Here is a 15,522-nt window from a genome sequence, read left to right as displayed (position 1 = left end):
CAGACCCACCACACGGTGGACATCGCGAGACCGTCGTCCTTCATGGCGACCAGTCCGGCGAAGCCGATCACGAAGAACTCGCCGATGAGCGTGGAGGAACAGAGCACACGCATCGGTTCAGCCCCTCTTCAGCAGCAGCCGGGCGTCGCCGACCGTGAAGATCGACCCGGTCACGAGGACACCCGCGCCGCCGTACTCGGCCTCCTCCTCCGCGAGGGTGATCGCCGCCTCGATGGCGTCGGGCAGCCGGGGCTCGACGACGACCCGGTCCTCGCCGAAGACCTCGACCGCGAGCGCGGCGAGCGCGTCCACGTCGGTGGCCCGCGGGTTGGAGTTCGCGGTGATCACGACCTCCGCGAGGATCGGCTCGAAGGCCTCCAGGAGCCCCTTGGCGTCCTTGTCCCCGCTCGTGGAGACCACGCCGATGAGCCGGGAGAAGCCGAAGGCCTCGCTGATGCCCTCCGCCGTCGCCCGCGCGCCGTGCGGGTTGTGCGCGGCGTCCAGGACGACGGTCGGCGAGGAGCGGACGATCTCCAGCCGGCCCGGCGAGGCCACCTGGGCGAAGGCCCGGCGCACCGTGTCGACGTCCAGGGTCCTGGCGTGCTCGGCGCCGATCCCGAAGAAGGCCTCGACCGCCGCGAGCGCCACCGCGGCGTTGTGCGCCTGGTAGGCGCCGTGCAGCGGCAGGAAGACGTCCTCGTACTCGCCGCCGAGGCCGCGCAGGGTGAGGAGCTGGCCGCCGACCGCGATCTCCCGGGAGACGACGCCGAACTCCATGCCCTCGCGGGCCACGGTCGCGTCCACCTCGACGGCCTTCTTCAGCAGGACCTGGGCCGCGTCGACCGGCTGCTGGGCCAGGATCACGGTCGCGCCCTGCTTGATGATCCCGGACTTCTCCGCCGCGATCTCGGCGGTGGTCGAGCCGAGCCGGTCGGTGTGGTCGAGGTCGATGGGGGTGACGACGGCGACGGAGGCGTCGATGACGTTCGTCGCGTCCCAGGTGCCGCCCATGCCGACCTCGACGACGGCCGCGTCCACCGGGGCGTCCGCGAAGGCCGCGTACGCCATGCCGGTGAGGACCTCGAAGAAGGAGAGCCGGTACTCCTCGCGGGCGTCGACCAGCTCCACGTACGGCTTGACGTCCTGGTACGTCTCGATGAACCGCTCGGCGGAGATCGGGGCGCCGTCCAGGCTGATCCGCTCGGTGATGGTCTGCACGTGCGGCGAGGTGTACCGCCCGGTGCGCAGCTCGAAGGCGCCGAGCAGGGCCTCGATCATGCGGGCCGTCGACGTCTTGCCGTTGGTGCCGGTGATGTGGACGGAGGGGTACGCGCGCTGCGGCTCGCCGAGGACGTCCATCAGGGCCGCGATCCGGGTGACGGAGGGCTCCAGCTTGGTCTCGCCCCAGCGGGTGGACAGCTCGGTCTCGACCTCGCGCAGCGCCTTGTCGAGCTCGGGGTCCTCGGGGCGGCTGGGCACGGGGTCGCCCTGCGGCGGGCCTGCCTGGGCGCGCAGGGTGCGGCTGCCGGCCTCGATCACCGCCAGGTCGGGGTCTCGGTCGGTCTCGGCGTCGACGATCTCGTCGAACTGGTCGTCGCGCTGGTCGCTCGGCTCACTCACAGGCCCAGTCTACGGAGGGGTGCCGACAGGACCATGGACCCACCCCTTTCGGGACTTTCGGTCCCCCGTCCGCGCGATCGCCCCGGCAAACTTGGCGATCATGGACATAGGGATCGACCTCGGCACGGCCAACACGCTCCTCTACGCCCGGGGCCGGGGCATCGTGCTCAACGAACCGTCCGTGGTGGCGGTCCAGGAGGGCTCCCGGCAGGCGCTCGCGGTCGGCACGGAGGCGAAGGAGACCATCGGCCGCACGCCCGGTTCGATCACCGCGATCCGGCCCCTGCGGGACGGGGTCATCAGCGACTACGAGGCGGCCGAGGAGATGATCCGGCACTTCGTCCGCAAGGCCGTCCCGGGCCGGCGGCGGCCCCGCACCCGGATGGTGGTGTGCGTGCCGAGCGGGGTGACCCAGGTCGAGCGGCGGGCCATCGTGCATGCCTCCCTCTCGGCGGGGGCGCGGGCGGTCCACCTCATCGAGGAGCCGATGGCGGCGGCGATCGGCGCGGGGCTCCCCGTCTCCTCCCCGCGCGGCTCGATGGTCGTCGACATCGGCGGCGGTACGACCGAGGTGGCGGTGATCTCGCTCGGCGGGATCGTCACGGCCCGGTCGCTGCGGGTGGGCGGCGACCGGCTCGACACGGCCATCACCGACTACGTCCGCAAGGAGCACTCGCTGCTCGTCGGCGAGCGGACGGCCGAGGACGTGAAGGTCGCGATCGGCTCGGCCTGGCCGGTGCCGGGCGGCGAGGAGTTCGAGCGGCGGACCTTCACCGTCCGGGGGCGGGAGAAGGTCAGCGGGCTGCCGAGGACGGTGGAGCTGACGGTGCCGGAGGTGCGGGCCGCGCTCGACGAGCCGGTGGAGGCGGTCATCGCGGCCGTACGGGCGACCCTGGAGGAGTGCCCGCCGGAGCTGTCCGGCGACGTCATGGAGCACGGCATCGTGCTGACCGGCGGCGGGGCGCTGCTGCCGGGCCTGGACCTGCGCATGACCTCGGCGACCGGCATCCCGGTCTTCGTCGCCGACGAGCCGCTGGACTGCGTGGCGCTGGGCTCGGGCCGCTGCGTGGAGGACTTCGACGGGCTCCAGCGGGTCCTGGGGAAGGCGGAGACGGTGCGCTGACCTACCTCTGGAGGCCCGTAGGGAGCAGGGCCGTCACCCGGTAGACGCCGTCCTCCCGGCGGGCCTTCAGGGTGCCGCCCATGCTCGTGACGCGCTCCTCCATGGAGAGCAGGCCGGTGCCGGTCGAGACGGGGGACGGGGCCGGCGGGGTCTTCGGCAGCGGGTTGCGGACCTCGATCCGCAGGTCGGGGCCCTCGACCGTGATCGCGACGGTCACCGGGAGACCGGGCGCGTGCTTGGCGGCGTTCGTGAGGCACTCCCGGACGACCCGGTGGACGGCGGCCTGCCGGAGCGGGGAGAGCGCCTTGGCCTCCTCGGCGACCGTCAGGTCGACGGGGCTGCCCATCCGCTCGCCCTCCTCCGCGAGCGCGGCGAGCCCTTCGAGGCCGGGGGTGGCGGCGTCCCGGTCGGCGCGGCGCACGATCGTCTCGTTGAGCATGAGGTGGGCGCGCCGGGCGGTGTCCGCGAGCTCCTCGAAGTCCTTCTGGTGGGCGTCTCCCCTGGCCCGTGCGGCGAGCACCTCGGCCCGCACCGCGAGGACGGTGAGCTCGCGGCCCACCAGGTCGTGGACGTCCCGGCCGACGGAGATCCGCTCCTCCTGCACGGCCTGCCGGGCGGCGGCCTCGCGGCGCTGGGCCTCCAGGGCGCGGACGAGGTCCTGGCGGTACGCGGCGATGCCGACGCCCGCCGCGAGGACGCCGATCGGGACGACGAGGCTGAGGAACTCGCTGAGGGTCTCGCCGTGCTTGGCGGGCCAGCCGGGCGTGAGGAAGTAGGCGTAGGCGACGCCGACGTACAGCAGGGTCGCGACGACGGCGGCGCGGCGCCCCCGGAACCGGCCGATCGAGTACAGCGCGAACTGGATCATGGTGAGCTCGTGCAGCCAGCCCATCAGGCCGAGCGCCACCGCGTACGGCAGCCAGGGCAGTCGGCGGCGCAGCACGAGCGTGGCCGCGCCGGCCGCCAGGACCAGGGTCGCGGTGACGCCGGTGAGGGAGTTGTCGGCGCGGGCGAGCCCCGGCACGTCCAGGACCATCAGGCCGAAGGCGCTGAGCGCGGCGACGACGTCGAGGGCGCGGGGCGAGACGGCCCACCGGTCCACGCGACGGCGGAGCGCGGGGACGGTGGGGAGGCGGAGCATGTCTCCCATCATCCAGGGTCTTTCGTCCCGGCCCCATGGACTTCGGTCACAAGTCGCGTGATGTCACCCACAAACGGACAAAGCCGAAGGGGCCCGGAACCGTTCCGCACGGTTCCGGGCCCCTTCGTCGCGTCCTAGGCCTGCGGCAGGCTCGCCAGCTGGTTCTGGATGCGGGCGATGTCCTCGTCCGCCTTGGCGAGGCGGCCCTTGATCTTGTCCACGACGTTGTCGGGGGCCTTGGCGAGGAAGGCCTCGTTGCCGAGCTTGGCCTCGGCCTGGGCCTTCTCCTTCTCGGCCGCCGCGAGGTCCTTCGCGAGGCGCTTGCGCTCGGCGGCGACGTCGATCGTGCCCGAGAGGTCGAGCTCGACGGTGGCACCGGCGACCGGCAGGGAGGCGGTGGCGGAGAAGCCCTCGCCCTCCGGCTGGAGGCGCAGGATCTGGCGGATGGCCGCCTCGTGCGCGACGAGCGCGGTGCCGTCGAGCGTCAGGCGGGCCGGGACCTTCTGGGCGTCCTGGAGGCCCTGCTCCTTGCGGAAGCGGCGGACCTCGGTGACGACCCGCTGGACGAGCTCGATCTCCTTCTCGGCGGCCTCGTCGCGGAATCCGCTGTCCTTCGGCCAGTCGGCGATCACGAGCGACTCGCCGCCGGTGAGCGTCGTCCACAGGGTGTCGGTGACGAACGGGACGATCGGGTGCAGCAGCCGCAGCATGACGTCCAGGACCTCGCCGAGGACCCGGCCGGAGACCTTGGCGCCCTCGCCGCCCGCGAAGAACGTGGTCTTCGACAGCTCGACGTACCAGGCGAAGACCTCGTCCCACGCGAAGTGGTAGAGCGACTCGCTCAGCTTGGCGAACTGGAAGTCCTCGTAGTACGCGTCGACCTGGGCGACCGTCTCGTTCAGACGGGACAGGATCCAGCGGTCGGTCGCCGACATCTCGGAGGCGTCCGGCAGCGGGCCCTCGATGTTCGCGCCGTTCATCATCGCGAAACGGGTCGCGTTCCAGATCTTGTTGGCGAAGTTGCGGGACGCCTGGACCCAGTCCTCGCCGATCGGGACGTCGGCACCCGGGGTGGCGCCCTTGGCCAGGGTGAAGCGGACGGCGTCGGAGCCGTACGCGTCCATCCAGTCCAGCGGGTCGACCGCGTTCGGGTTGGACTTCGACATCTTCTTGCCGAACTCGTCGCGGACGAGGCCGGTCAGGGCAACGGTCTTGAACGGGACCTCGCCGTCCATCGCGTACAGGCCGAACATCATCATCCGGGCGACCCAGAAGAAGATGATGTCGTGGCCGGTGAGCAGGACGTCGGTCGAGTAGAACTTCGCCAGGTCCGGGGTCTTCTCCGGCCAGCCGAGCGTGGAGAACGGCCACAGGCCGGAGGAGAACCAGGTGTCCAGGACGTCGGGGTCCTGGGTCCAGCCCTCGGCCTCGGTGCCGGGCGCCTCCTCGTCGGGTCCGACGCAGACGACCTGGCCCTCGGGGCCGTACCAGATCGGGATGCGGTGGCCCCACCACAGCTGGCGCGAGATGCACCAGTCGTGCATGTTGTCGACCCAGTCGAAGTAGCGCTTGGAGAGCTCCTTCGGGTGGATCTCGACGGAGCCGTCGCGGACGGCGTCGCCGGCGGCCTGCGCCAGCGGGCCGACCTTGACCCACCACTGCATCGACAGGCGCGGCTCGACGGTCGTCTTGCAGCGCGAGCAGTGGCCCACCGAGTGCATGTACGGGCGCTTCTCGGCGACGATCCGGCCCTGCTCCTTGAGCGCGCCGACGATCGCCGAGCGGGCCTCGAAGCGGTCCAGACCGAGGAAGGGGCCGTGGACGGTGATGACGCCGTGCTCGTCCATGACGGTGAGCGAGGGCAGCTCGTGGCGGCGGCCGATCTCGAAGTCGTTCGGGTCGTGCGCCGGGGTCACCTTGACGGCGCCGGTGCCGAACTCGGGGTCGACGTGCGCGTCGGCGACGACGGGGATCGTGCGGTCCGTCAGCGGCAGCTTGATCTGCTTGCCGACCAGGTGCTTGTACCGCTCGTCGTCCGGGTGGACGGCGACGGCCGTGTCACCGAGCATCGTCTCGGCGCGGGTGGTGGCGACGACGAGGCTGTCCTCGCCCTCGCCGTACCGGATGGAGACGAGCTCGCCGGCGTCGTCCTGGTACTCGACCTCGATGTCGGAGATGGCGGTCAGACAGCGCGGACACCAGTTGATGATGCGCTCGGCGCGGTAGATCAGACCGTCCTCGTAGAGGTCCTTGAAGATCTTCTGGACGGCCTTGGAGAGGCCCTCGTCCATGGTGAAGCGCTCGCGCGACCAGTCGAGGCCGGCGCCGAGGCGGCGCAGCTGGCCGAGGATCCGGCCGCCGTACTCGTCCTTCCACTGCCAGACGCGGTCGACGAACTCGTCACGACCCAGGTCGTGGCGGGACTTGCCCTCCTCGGCGAGCTGCTGCTCGACCTTGTTCTGGGTCGCGATGCCGGCGTGGTCCATGCCCGGCAGCCAGAGCGTCTCGAAGCCCTGCATGCGCTTGCGGCGGGTCAGCGCGTCCATGAGCGTCACCTGGAAGGCGTGGCCCAGGTGGAGGGCGCCCGTGACGTTCGGCGGCGGGATGACGATGGTGTACGGCGGCTTCTCGGACTTCGCGTCGGCGGTGAAGTACCCCCGGTCTACCCAGCGCTCGTACAGCGGCCCCTCTACCTCGGCCGGCGCGTAGGTGGTCGGCAGTTCGGTGGTGGGCGCTGTCTGCTGCTGAGTGTTCTCGGTCACGGGGCCAGTTTAGGGGTGTCCCGCCACTGTCCCGAAACGCTTTGGTTCGGTAACGGTGTGGCCCCCGCCGCACCTGCGGCTCCGTGGTTCCGACAGGATGTTCACCAGGCATAAACATCCTGTGAGGGGAACCTGTCGATGAGCTACAACCAGCCGGGCCCGTACGGCGGCCAGCAGCCTGGCCCTTACGGCCAGCCTGGTCCCTACGGCCAGCAGCCGCCGCAGCCGGGCCCGTACGGTCAGCAGCCGGGCCCCTACGGCCAGCCGCAGGCTCCGCAGCCGGGTTACGGATACCCCCAGCAGGCCCCCCAGGGCGTCCCGCCGCAGCAGCCCCCCTACGGCTACCCCCAGCAGCCTGCCCCCTACGGCCAGCAGCCCCCGTACGGCGCCCCCCAGGGCCCCGGCGGCTACGTGCCCCACCCCCCGGCCCCGAAGAAGTCCAAGGCGGGCCTCGTCATCGGCGGCATCGCGGTGGTCGCGGCGATCGGCGTGGCGGCGTACTTCGTGATCGGGGGCGGTGGCGGCGGCGCGGTCGCGGACGACGGCCCGCACAAGCTGATCACGCCGGAGACGGTGCTGACCGAGTACAAGAAGGCGCCGGACAAGGGGAACTCCTCCGACAAGAAGTCCCTGGAGGAGGCCGAGAAGCAGGGCGTCAAGAACGCGAAGGAGGTCCAGGCCGGCTACCAGGTGGAGAACAAGGCCAACCCCCTCGCCAGCAAGATGCTCCAGTTCAGCGGCCTCTACGGCGAGATCGACGACCCCGAGAAGGTCGTCGACCTCATCTTCGCCACCGCCAAGGCCGAGGCCGAGAAGGACGCCGGCAAGGACGACGAGCCGCAGCTGCAGGGCAGCCCCCAGGCGTACGAGCCGGCCGACCTCGACGGCGCGGTCCTGAAGTGCCAGCAGGCCAAGACGAAGGCCGATCCGACCACCAAGATGCCCTCGTTCACCATCAACATGTGCGTGTGGGCCGACCACAGCACCGTGGGCTTCGTGGTCCCGGCCGACATGGCCTCGATGATGGCGGGCAAGGCCGAGTCCCCCGAGGACGCCGCCGCCCTCACCGCCAAGTTCCGCAAGGAAGTCCGCGTCAAGCTCTGATCCGCGGCACCCTTACGACGAAGGGGCGCCCCGCCGACCGGCGGGGCGCCCCTTTCATGTCCGGGCGGTTCAGGCCGACTTCTCGTGCCTGCCGTCGTTCTTCACGATCCGCGGGACCAGCGTCGGGTTGACGTTGTTGCGGACGACGTCGGCCGTGATGACCACGCGGGCCACGTCCTTGCGGGACGGGACCTCGTACATGACCGACTGGAGGACCTCCTCCATGATGGCGCGCAGGCCGCGCGCGCCGGTGCCGCGGAGGATGGCCTGGTCGGCGATGGCCTCCAGGGCCGGGCGGTCGAAGTCCAGCTCCACGCCGTCGAGTTCGAAGAGGCGCTGGTACTGCTTCACCAGCGCGTTGCGCGGCTCGACGAGGATCTGGAGGAGCGCCTCGCGGTCCAGGTTGTGGACGGAGGTGAGGACGGGGAGGCGGCCGATGAACTCGGGGATCATCCCGAACTTCACCAGGTCCTCCGGCATGACCTCCTGGAACTGGTCGCTCGCCTCGATCTCGCGCTTGGAACGGATGGTCGCCCCGAAGCCGATGCCCTTGGCGCCCGCCCGCGACTCGATGATCTTCTCCAGGCCGGCGAAGGCGCCGCCCACGATGAAGAGCACGTTCGTCGTGTCGATCTGGATGAACTCCTGGTGCGGGTGCTTCCGGCCGCCCTGGGGCGGGACGGAGGCCGTCGTGCCCTCCAGGATCTTCAGGAGGGCCTGCTGCACGCCCTCACCGCTCACGTCACGCGTGATCGACGGGTTTTCGCTCTTACGGGCGACCTTGTCGATCTCGTCGATGTAGATGATCCCGGTCTCGGCCTTCTTGACGTCGTAGTCGGCCGCCTGGATCAGCTTGAGCAGGATGTTCTCGACGTCCTCGCCGACATAGCCGGCCTCCGTCAGCGCCGTCGCGTCGGCGATGGCGAACGGCACGTTGAGCATGCGGGCCAGGGTCTGCGCGAGCAGCGTCTTGCCCGAGCCCGTGGGGCCGAGCAGCAGAATGTTGGACTTCGCCAGTTCGATGGCGTCGTCACGGCCCTGCGCGCCGCCGTTCTCGCCGGCCTGGACGCGCTTGTAGTGGTTGTACACCGCGACGGAGAGGGCCTTCTTGGCCGGCTCCTGGCCGACGACGTACCCCTCCAGGAACTCGTAGATCTCGCGGGGCTTGGGGAGTTCCTCCCAGCGCACCTCGCTCGTCTCCGCGAGTTCTTCCTCGATGATCTCGTTGCAGAGGTCGATGCACTCGTCGCAGATGTACACACCGGGTCCCGCGATGAGCTTCTTCACCTGCTTCTGGCTCTTTCCGCAGAACGAGCACTTGAGCAGATCGCCGCCATCACCGATGCGTGCCACGAGGTGCTTCCCCTTCGCCTGGGAGTGCTTGGTTCAGCGACTCCTGGTGCCTCATATTCGACGGTACCTTGCCGGGCCCCCCGTTCGGGCCCCCCTTGGCGTGGTTGGCATGGTCGCAATTCGGCCACACCAACCACGGCGAGGGAAGGTTGAGCGTCAGGCTGCCGCGGCGGCCGTGCTCTTGCGGGTCGAGACGATCTGGTCGATCAGGCCGTACGCCAGGGCGTCCTCGGCCGTCAGGATCTTGTCGCGCTCGATGTCGTCGCGGATCTTCTCGATCGGCGTCGAGGAGTGCTTGGCCAGCATCTCTTCGAGCTGGCTGCGCATCCGCAGGATCTCGTTGGCCGCGATCTCCAGGTCGGAGAGCTGCTCACGGCCGGTGCCGCCGGACGGCTGGTGGATCAGCACGCGGGCGTTCGGCAGGGCCATCCGCTTGCCGGGGGTGCCGGCGGCGAGCAGCACGGCCGCGGCGGAGGCCGCCTGGCCCATGCAGACCGTCTGGATGTCCGGCTTCACGAACTGCATCGTGTCGTAGATCGCCGTCAGCGCGGTGAAGGAACCACCGGGGCTGTTGATGTAGATCGAGATGTCGCGGTCCGGGTCCATCGACTCCAGGCACAGCAGCTGCGCCATGACGTCGTTGGCGGAGGCGTCGTCGATCTGCACGCCGAGGAAGATCACGCGCTCCTCGAAGAGCTTCGCGTACGGGTCGTACTCGCGGACGCCCTGCGAGGTGCGCTCGACGAAGCGCGGCACGACGTAGCGGTTGTCCATCGGCGCGCCGGTGTAGAGGCCGCTCGGGGAGAGGTTGTTCTGCATCTGGGTGTTCACCGTCCTGGTGGCGTTCGGAGGGGGCTGGGGGCTCTTCGGCGGGCTGCCGGCGCTCAGGCGCCCGTGCCGCCGCCGCCCGGAACACCCGCGGCGTGCGTGATGATGTCGTCGATGAGGCCGTAGTCCTTGGCCTCCTCCGCGGTGAACCAGCGGTCGCGGTCGCCGTCGCGGATGATCGCCTCGACGGTCTGGCCGGAGTGGTGCGCGGTGATCTCGGCCATGCGCTTCTTGGTGCGCAGGAGGTACTCGGCCTGGATCTTGATGTCGGAGGCCGTGCCGCCGATGCCGGCGGAGCCCTGGTGCATCAGGATGTCGGTGTTCGGCAGCGCGAAGCGCTTGCCGGGGGTGCCGCCGGTGAGCAGGAACTGGCCCATGGAGGCCGCCATGCCCATGCCGATGGTGACGACGTCGTTCGGGATGTACTGCATGGTGTCGTAGACCGCCATGCCGGCCGTCACCGAGCCGCCGGGGCTGTTGATGTACAGGAAGATGTCCTTGTCCGGCTCGGCGGCCAGGAGGAGCATCTGCGCGGTGATCTTGTTGGCGATGTCGTCGTCGACCTGCTGGCCGAGGAAGATGATCCGCTCGCCGAGCAGCCGGTTGTAGACATGGTCGCCGAGGCCGCCACCGATGGACGGCTCACCCGCGGCGTAAGGCTTCAGATTCGTCACGTATCCACCTGCTCGTCTCCGACGGCCCCAAGCCGTCTCAGCGTCTTGTTCTGAGGGCAGTGCCCTCGTATTCATGGACCCTAACGCGCAGGTCGGACAACGCCATCCCGGTTCCCGAACTGTTCGCTGGGAGCGCAAGGTAGTTGGGGGCGCATAAGCCGGTCCGGGTACGTCCACGGGCCCGTACGCACAGCAGTGCGTACGGGCCCGTGGAGCAGGGTCCGCCGGGGGCGGGGGCCCTTACTTGTCCTCGGAGACCTCGGCCTCGCCGGTGACGGCCTCGACGGCCTCGGCGGCGGTCTCGACCTCGTCCTCGTCGTCCGAGAGGTCGACGATCTCGCCGTTGGTGTCCTTGACCGTGGCGGCCTCGACGACGACCGCGAGGGCCTTGCCGCGGGCGACCTCGCCGACGAGCATCGGGACCTGGCCCTGCTGGGCCACGGCCTGGGCGAACTGGTCGGGGCTCATGCCGGAGGAGGCGGCACGGCGGAACAGGTGCTCGGTGAGCTCCTCGCGGGAGACGTCGAGCTTCTCCTTGTTGACGAGCTCATCGAGGATGAACTGCGTCTTGATGCCCTTCTCGGCCTGCTCCTTGGTCTCGGCCAGGAACTCTTCCTCGGTCTTGCCCTGGATCTCCAGGTACTTCGCGAGGTCGAGGCCCATCTGGCCGAGCTGGTGGTGCTCCAGGTTGTGCTTGCGGGTGTTGATCTCGTCCTCGAGAAGCTTCTCGGGCATCGGGACCTCGACCAGCTTGAGGAGCTCGTCGAGGACGCGCTCCTGGGCCTGGGTGGCCTGGTCGAACTGCTTCATGTTCTCGAGGCGCTTGCGGCTGTCGGCCTTGAGCTCGTCGAGGGTGTCGAACTCCGACGCCATCTGCGCGAACTCGTCGTCGAGCTCGGGGAGCTCACGGGCGGCGACGGCGGTGACCTTGACGGTGACCTCGGCGTCCTTGCCCTCGGCGGAGCCGCCCTTCAGCTGCGAGGTGAAGGTGGCCTCGCCACCGGCCTCCAGGCCCTTGACGGCCTCGTCGATGCCGTCGAGCAGCTCGCCGGAGCCGATGGTGTACGAGACGTCCGAGGCGACACCGTCGGGCAGGACCTCGCCGTCGACCTTGGCCTCCAGGTCGATGGTGACGACGTCGCCCTCGGCGGCGGCGCGCTCGACGGCCTTCGTCGAGGCGAAGCGCTCGCGGAGCTGCTCCACGGACTTCTCGACGTCCTCGTCGGTGACCTCGACCGCGTCGACGGTGACCTCGATGCCGGAGTAGTCCGGGATCTCGATCGTCGGGCGGACGTCGACCTCGGCGGTGAAGGCCAGCAGCTCGCCGTCCTTCAGCTCGGTGATGTCGACCTCGGGCTGGCCGAGCGGGTTGACCTCGGCCTCGTTGACGGCCTCGGTGTAGAACTTCGGGAGCGCGTCGTTGACGGCCTCCTCCAGCACGGCGCCGCGGCCGAACCGCTGGTCGATCACGCGAGCCGGGATCTTGCCCTTACGGAAGCCCTTGACCGTGACCTGCTGGTTGATCTTCTTGTACGCCGCGTCGAGGCTGTCCTTGAGCTCCTCGAAGGGCACCTCGACAGTGAGCCGAACCCGGGTCGGGTTCAGGGTCTCCACGGCGCTCTTCACGGTTCGGTCTCCTTGTGGCTGATTCCTGGAATCCGCCGGGGCCGCGTGTGGCGGTTCCGGCGGGTCGGCCCGGTCAGAGAGACACACGGGCACGCAGCTTGCATAGTAACCGCAAGCGGGATGACGCCCACAACGTGATCAATGAGCGCGCGCTCGGCGCGTGATCGTCATGGTCGGGGTGGCGGGATTTGAACCCACGGCCTTCCGCTCCCAAAGCGGACGCGCTACCAAGCTGCGCCACACCCCGTCGGTGCGACACGTAGGGTACATGGACGGGGACTGTGCGGCGCCCCCCGATTTTCCGGGTGTGCGCGAAAGGCCACTGACCGGCTACCATGCTCCTCGTGCCGCGGTCCTCGTGACCTGCGGCGCGATGCTGTGCGGGTGTAGCTCAATGGTAGAGCACTAGTCTTCCAAACTAGCTACGCGGGTTCGATTCCCGTCACCCGCTCTGAACGAAGAAAACCCCAGGTCACCTGGGGTTTTCTTCGTTTCGCGCCATCAGTTGCTCAGAACTTGATGGAGGCGATCGTCTGCGTGATGGAGTCCAGGAAGCGCTGTATGTCGTCCGCCATGCCGGTGGAGGCGAGGAAGAAGCCGAAGAGGACAGCGACCACGGCCGGACCGCCCTTGAGGTTCCCCCCGCGGATCAGCACCACCAGGATGATTGCCAACAGCAACACCACAGACAGTGAAATGGCCACAACTGATCACACCCTCGGTCGGTCCGCCTTGCCCACCAGGGAGTCCCCGTCTCGGAACGCCCCCCGCTGTCTCCATCGTGCCATCAACCCCCTTGCCCCCGCTGCCGGGTGACGAATCGTCGAGGGGCGGGCGGCGTGAAGGGAGAGCATTGCCACATCCGTACAACCAGAGGGCCATTGCGTTGTTCTGAGGCTTTTGTGGCGCCGTTCGCCGTCCCTTTAAATGCCTCTTTGCCCTCACATGGGCGATATACGCCCCATCCTTTTCGGACAGTGGGCCCACAGCTAGCGTCTCGGCAATGTCGTCCACCACTCACCCGGGAATCACCGCCGCCCCCCTCCTGACCGCGCCCGCCCCCGCTCCCGTGCGGCGGCGCGACCCGTACTTCGACAACGCGAAGTACCTCGCCATCCTGCTCGTGGCCGTGGGCCACGTGCTCCCCGTGGTGGTGGAGGGAAGCCGGGCGACCAGAGCCCTCTACATGCTGGTGTACGCCTTCCACATGCCGGCCTTCGTGCTGATATCCGGCCACCTCTCCCGGAGCTACACCGGGCGGCCCGACCAGCTGCGACGGCTGCTCACCGGGGTCGTCGTGCCGTACCTCGTCTTCGAGGTCGCGTACACGCTGCTGATCCGGTGGGGGGCGCAGCCGGAGCGGCCGTACAGCCTGCTCCACCCCTCGTACCTGATGTGGTTCCTGATCGCGCTGTTCGTCTGGCGGGTGACGGCCCCGTTCTGGTCGGTCATCCGCCTGCCCGTGCCGGTGTCCATCGGGATCGCGGCGCTGGCGGCGATCACCCCCGGTCTCGACGGGGTCATCGGCATGCAGCGGGTGCTGCAGTTCCTGCCGTTCTTCGTGATCGGGCTGCGCATGCGGCCGGAGCACTTCCGGTTCCTGCGGCGGCGGCCGGTGCGGATCGCGGCCGCCCTGGTCCTGGCCGGCGCCGCGCCCTTCACGTACTGGGCGACCGCCAGCATCTACATGACCTGGTTCTACCGGACCGTGAGCGCCCAGGAGATGGGCGTGGCCTGGTGGCCCGGACTCGTCAGGGTCGGCGCCCTGTTCGTCTGCGCGCTGATCCTCACGGCGGCCTTCCTCGCCCTGGTGCCCGCCCGGAGGCTCTGGTGCACGGTGCTGGGGTCCGGGACCATCTGCGGCTATCTGCTGCACGGCCTCCTCATCCGGGGCGGGCAGTACTCGGGCTTCTTCGACCGCTACCCGTCCCTGGGCACGCCGGGCGGCCGGGTCCTCCTGACCGTGACGACGCTCGTCGTGATGACGCTGCTGTGCACCCCCCCGGTGCACCGGGTCATGAAGCCGCTGACGGAGCCGGAGCTGGCCTGGGCCTTCAGGAAGGGCGGGACAGGATCAGCAGGGCCCGGTCGTCGTTGACGTCCTTGGCGACGGCTTCGATCAGGTGCCAGGCGACGCCCTCGAAGCCTTCGGCGACGCAGCGGTCGGCCTCGCCGGTGAGGCGGTCGATGCCCTCGGCGATGTCCCGGTCGGCGGCCTCGACGAGGCCGTCGGTGAAGAGCATGAGGGCGTCGCCGGGGCGCAGCGAGCCCTTGACCGGGTGGAACTCGGCCCCGTCGTAGACGCCGAGGAGGGGGCCGTCGGCGGCCTTCTCCTCCCAGCGGCCGCTGCCCGCGTGGAGCTGGAGGGCGGGCAGGTGGCCGGCCGAGAACAGCTCGTAGTCGCCGGACTCCAGGTCGAGGACGAGGTGGATGGAGGTGGCGAAGCCCTCGTCCCAGTTCTGGCGGAGGAGGTAGCCGTTGGCCGCGGGGAGGAAGCCGTGCGGCGGGAGCGAGCCGAGGAGTCCGCCGAAGGCGCCGGAGAGCAGCAGGGAGCGGGAGGCCGCGTCCATGCCCTTGCCGGAGACGTCGGTGAGGACGACCTCCAGGGTGCGTCCGCCGTGGGTGCGGGCGGCGACGACGAAGTCGCCCGAGAAGGACTGGCCGCCGGCCGGGCGCAGCGCCATCTCGCGGTGCCAGCCCTGCGGGAGCCGGGGCAGGGCGCTCTGGACGCGGATGCGCTCGCGCAGGTCGAAGAGCATCGTGCCGCCGCGCCGCCAGGGCACGCCGACCCGGGCCCGGAACTGGGCGATGAGCAGCCCGAAGAGCCCGCAGGCGGCGACGACCAGGACGGTGCCGGGGGTGACCCTGGCCGGGCCCTGGGTGTACGGGCCGAGGACGACGGACTCGACGATGAGGGCGCCCGCGGCCGCCGCGTACAGGGCGAGCAGGCTCGCGGGGCGCAGCAGCAGGCCGCCGGCCACGATGGGCAGGACGAGCGCGGCGGGCGCGCACCAGACGGGGTCGAAGAGGGTCCCGCACGCGATGGCCGGGATCATCAGGAGGAGTCCGGCGAAGGCGAGCCAGTCGGCGCCGTCGCCGCGGAAGTAGTCGACGGCGGATCTGCGCAGCGTGACGCGGGCCCGGCGCACGCGCCTGCGTGCCCGGGCCGCGTACGTGTTCACTCCGGCGCGCTGTCCCATTGGCCTGGACCCTATCCATCCCGTCGGACATCGTGCAGGGGTACCCCGGTGACAATGTGCCTGAAATCGGGTCGCCCCGGACGCGTGGCGC

General features: G+C 70.0%; 12 protein-coding genes, 2 tRNA genes and 1 pseudogene. 4 read left to right on the top strand and 11 right to left on the bottom strand.

The window, feature by feature from the left end; translation table 11 throughout:
* Together ACH4TP_RS14960 and ACH4TP_RS14955 are read right to left on the bottom strand one after the other, a co-directional pair.
* Positions 1 to 113: pseudogene (locus ACH4TP_RS14960) on the bottom strand (DUF4233 domain-containing protein); the annotation flags it as partial.
* A gap of 4 nt (positions 114 to 117) precedes the next feature.
* Positions 118 to 1,620 carry a bifunctional folylpolyglutamate synthase/dihydrofolate synthase gene (locus tag ACH4TP_RS14955; protein WP_389221906.1) on the bottom strand — a complete coding sequence of 501 codons (1,503 nt, stop codon included), beginning with the start codon at positions 1,618 to 1,620 and terminating at the stop codon, positions 118 to 120.
* Between the two features lie 100 nt (positions 1,621 to 1,720).
* Between ACH4TP_RS14955 and ACH4TP_RS14950 the strand changes: the two genes are divergently transcribed.
* Positions 1,721 to 2,743, top strand: a complete 1,023-nt coding sequence (locus ACH4TP_RS14950; RefSeq protein ID WP_398178639.1) for a rod shape-determining protein — start codon at positions 1,721 to 1,723, stop codon at positions 2,741 to 2,743.
* Between the two features lies 1 nt (position 2,744).
* Here ACH4TP_RS14950 and ACH4TP_RS14945 read toward each other — a convergent pair whose 3' ends face one another.
* Complete coding sequence (locus ACH4TP_RS14945; RefSeq protein WP_398178642.1) at positions 2,745 to 3,884, bottom strand: sensor histidine kinase; 1,140 nt, start codon at positions 3,882 to 3,884, stop codon at positions 2,745 to 2,747.
* Positions 3,885 to 4,018: 134 nt separating this feature from the next.
* On the bottom strand, positions 4,019 to 6,646 hold the full coding sequence (locus ACH4TP_RS14940) for a valine--tRNA ligase (RefSeq protein WP_389221912.1): 2,628 nt from the start codon (positions 6,644 to 6,646) through the stop codon (positions 4,019 to 4,021).
* A 138-nt stretch (positions 6,647 to 6,784) separates the two neighbouring features.
* On the opposite strand from ACH4TP_RS14940, the gene ACH4TP_RS14935 reads away from it, so the two are divergent.
* Positions 6,785 to 7,750, top strand: a complete 966-nt coding sequence (locus ACH4TP_RS14935) for a hypothetical protein (RefSeq protein WP_389221914.1) — start codon at positions 6,785 to 6,787, stop codon at positions 7,748 to 7,750.
* 69 nt (positions 7,751 to 7,819) lie between these two features.
* Here the strand turns inward: ACH4TP_RS14935 and clpX are convergent, their stop codons facing one another.
* The 5 genes from clpX to ACH4TP_RS14910 form a co-directional block, all read right to left on the bottom strand.
* Positions 7,820 to 9,103, bottom strand: coding sequence for an ATP-dependent Clp protease ATP-binding subunit ClpX (gene clpX / locus ACH4TP_RS14930; protein ID WP_015033605.1), 1,284 nt, complete (start codon positions 9,101 to 9,103; stop codon positions 7,820 to 7,822).
* 156 nt (positions 9,104 to 9,259) lie between these two features.
* Positions 9,260 to 9,922 carry an ATP-dependent Clp protease proteolytic subunit gene (locus ACH4TP_RS14925; RefSeq protein WP_189801817.1) on the bottom strand — a complete coding sequence of 221 codons (663 nt, stop codon included), beginning with the start codon at positions 9,920 to 9,922 and terminating at the stop codon, positions 9,260 to 9,262.
* 65 nt (positions 9,923 to 9,987) lie between these two features.
* Positions 9,988 to 10,605 carry an ATP-dependent Clp protease proteolytic subunit gene (locus ACH4TP_RS14920; protein ID WP_190156659.1) on the bottom strand — a complete coding sequence of 206 codons (618 nt, stop codon included), beginning with the start codon at positions 10,603 to 10,605 and terminating at the stop codon, positions 9,988 to 9,990.
* A 240-nt stretch (positions 10,606 to 10,845) separates the two neighbouring features.
* Complete coding sequence (gene tig, locus ACH4TP_RS14915) at positions 10,846 to 12,231, bottom strand: trigger factor (protein ID WP_389221918.1); 1,386 nt, start codon at positions 12,229 to 12,231, stop codon at positions 10,846 to 10,848.
* A gap of 170 nt (positions 12,232 to 12,401) precedes the next feature.
* A tRNA-Pro gene (locus tag ACH4TP_RS14910) sits at positions 12,402 to 12,478 on the bottom strand.
* A 133-nt stretch (positions 12,479 to 12,611) separates the two neighbouring features.
* Between ACH4TP_RS14910 and ACH4TP_RS14905 the strand changes: the two genes are divergently transcribed.
* Positions 12,612 to 12,682 (top strand) — tRNA-Gly (locus ACH4TP_RS14905).
* A gap of 58 nt (positions 12,683 to 12,740) precedes the next feature.
* Here ACH4TP_RS14905 and ACH4TP_RS14900 read toward each other — a convergent pair.
* A complete protein-coding gene (locus ACH4TP_RS14900; RefSeq protein ID WP_116165539.1) occupies positions 12,741 to 12,935 on the bottom strand; it encodes a hypothetical protein in 195 nt (64 codons plus the stop codon).
* A 299-nt stretch (positions 12,936 to 13,234) separates the two neighbouring features.
* Between ACH4TP_RS14900 and ACH4TP_RS14895 the strand changes: the two genes are divergently transcribed.
* Entirely contained in the window at positions 13,235 to 14,329 is a 1,095-nt protein-coding gene (locus tag ACH4TP_RS14895; RefSeq protein ID WP_398438026.1) for an acyltransferase family protein, read from the top strand.
* Here ACH4TP_RS14895 and ACH4TP_RS14890 read toward each other — a convergent pair.
* Complete coding sequence (locus ACH4TP_RS14890) at positions 14,286 to 15,431, bottom strand: PP2C family protein-serine/threonine phosphatase (RefSeq protein WP_389221922.1); 1,146 nt, start codon at positions 15,429 to 15,431, stop codon at positions 14,286 to 14,288. The two genes, ACH4TP_RS14895 and ACH4TP_RS14890, sit on opposite strands and share 44 nt — an antisense overlap.
* Between the last annotated feature and the right edge of the window lie 91 nt (positions 15,432 to 15,522).

Source organism: Streptomyces sp. NPDC021012, assembly GCF_044333355.1.
Classification (GTDB): domain Bacteria; phylum Actinomycetota; class Actinomycetes; order Streptomycetales; family Streptomycetaceae; genus Streptomyces.
This window is presented reverse-complemented; position numbering and strand designations above follow the sequence as displayed.

What these genes read in the sequence shown, in the direction of transcription:
- ACH4TP_RS14895 (WP_398438026.1), top strand. Translation starts at nt 13,235, where the DNA reads ATGTCGTCCACCACTCACCCGGGAATCACCGCCGCCCCCCTCCTGACC.
- ACH4TP_RS14935 (WP_389221914.1), top strand. Translation starts at nt 6,785, where the DNA reads ATGAGCTACAACCAGCCGGGCCCGTACGGCGGCCAGCAGCCTGGCCCT.
- ACH4TP_RS14950 (WP_398178639.1), top strand. Translation starts at nt 1,721, where the DNA reads ATGGACATAGGGATCGACCTCGGCACGGCCAACACGCTCCTCTACGCC.
- ACH4TP_RS14925 (WP_189801817.1), bottom strand. Translation starts at nt 9,922, where the DNA reads ATGCAGAACAACCTCTCCCCGAGCGGCCTCTACACCGGCGCGCCGATG.
- ACH4TP_RS14890 (WP_389221922.1), bottom strand. Translation starts at nt 15,431, where the DNA reads ATGGGACAGCGCGCCGGAGTGAACACGTACGCGGCCCGGGCACGCAGG.
- ACH4TP_RS14945 (WP_398178642.1), bottom strand. Translation starts at nt 3,884, where the DNA reads ATGCTCCGCCTCCCCACCGTCCCCGCGCTCCGCCGTCGCGTGGACCGG.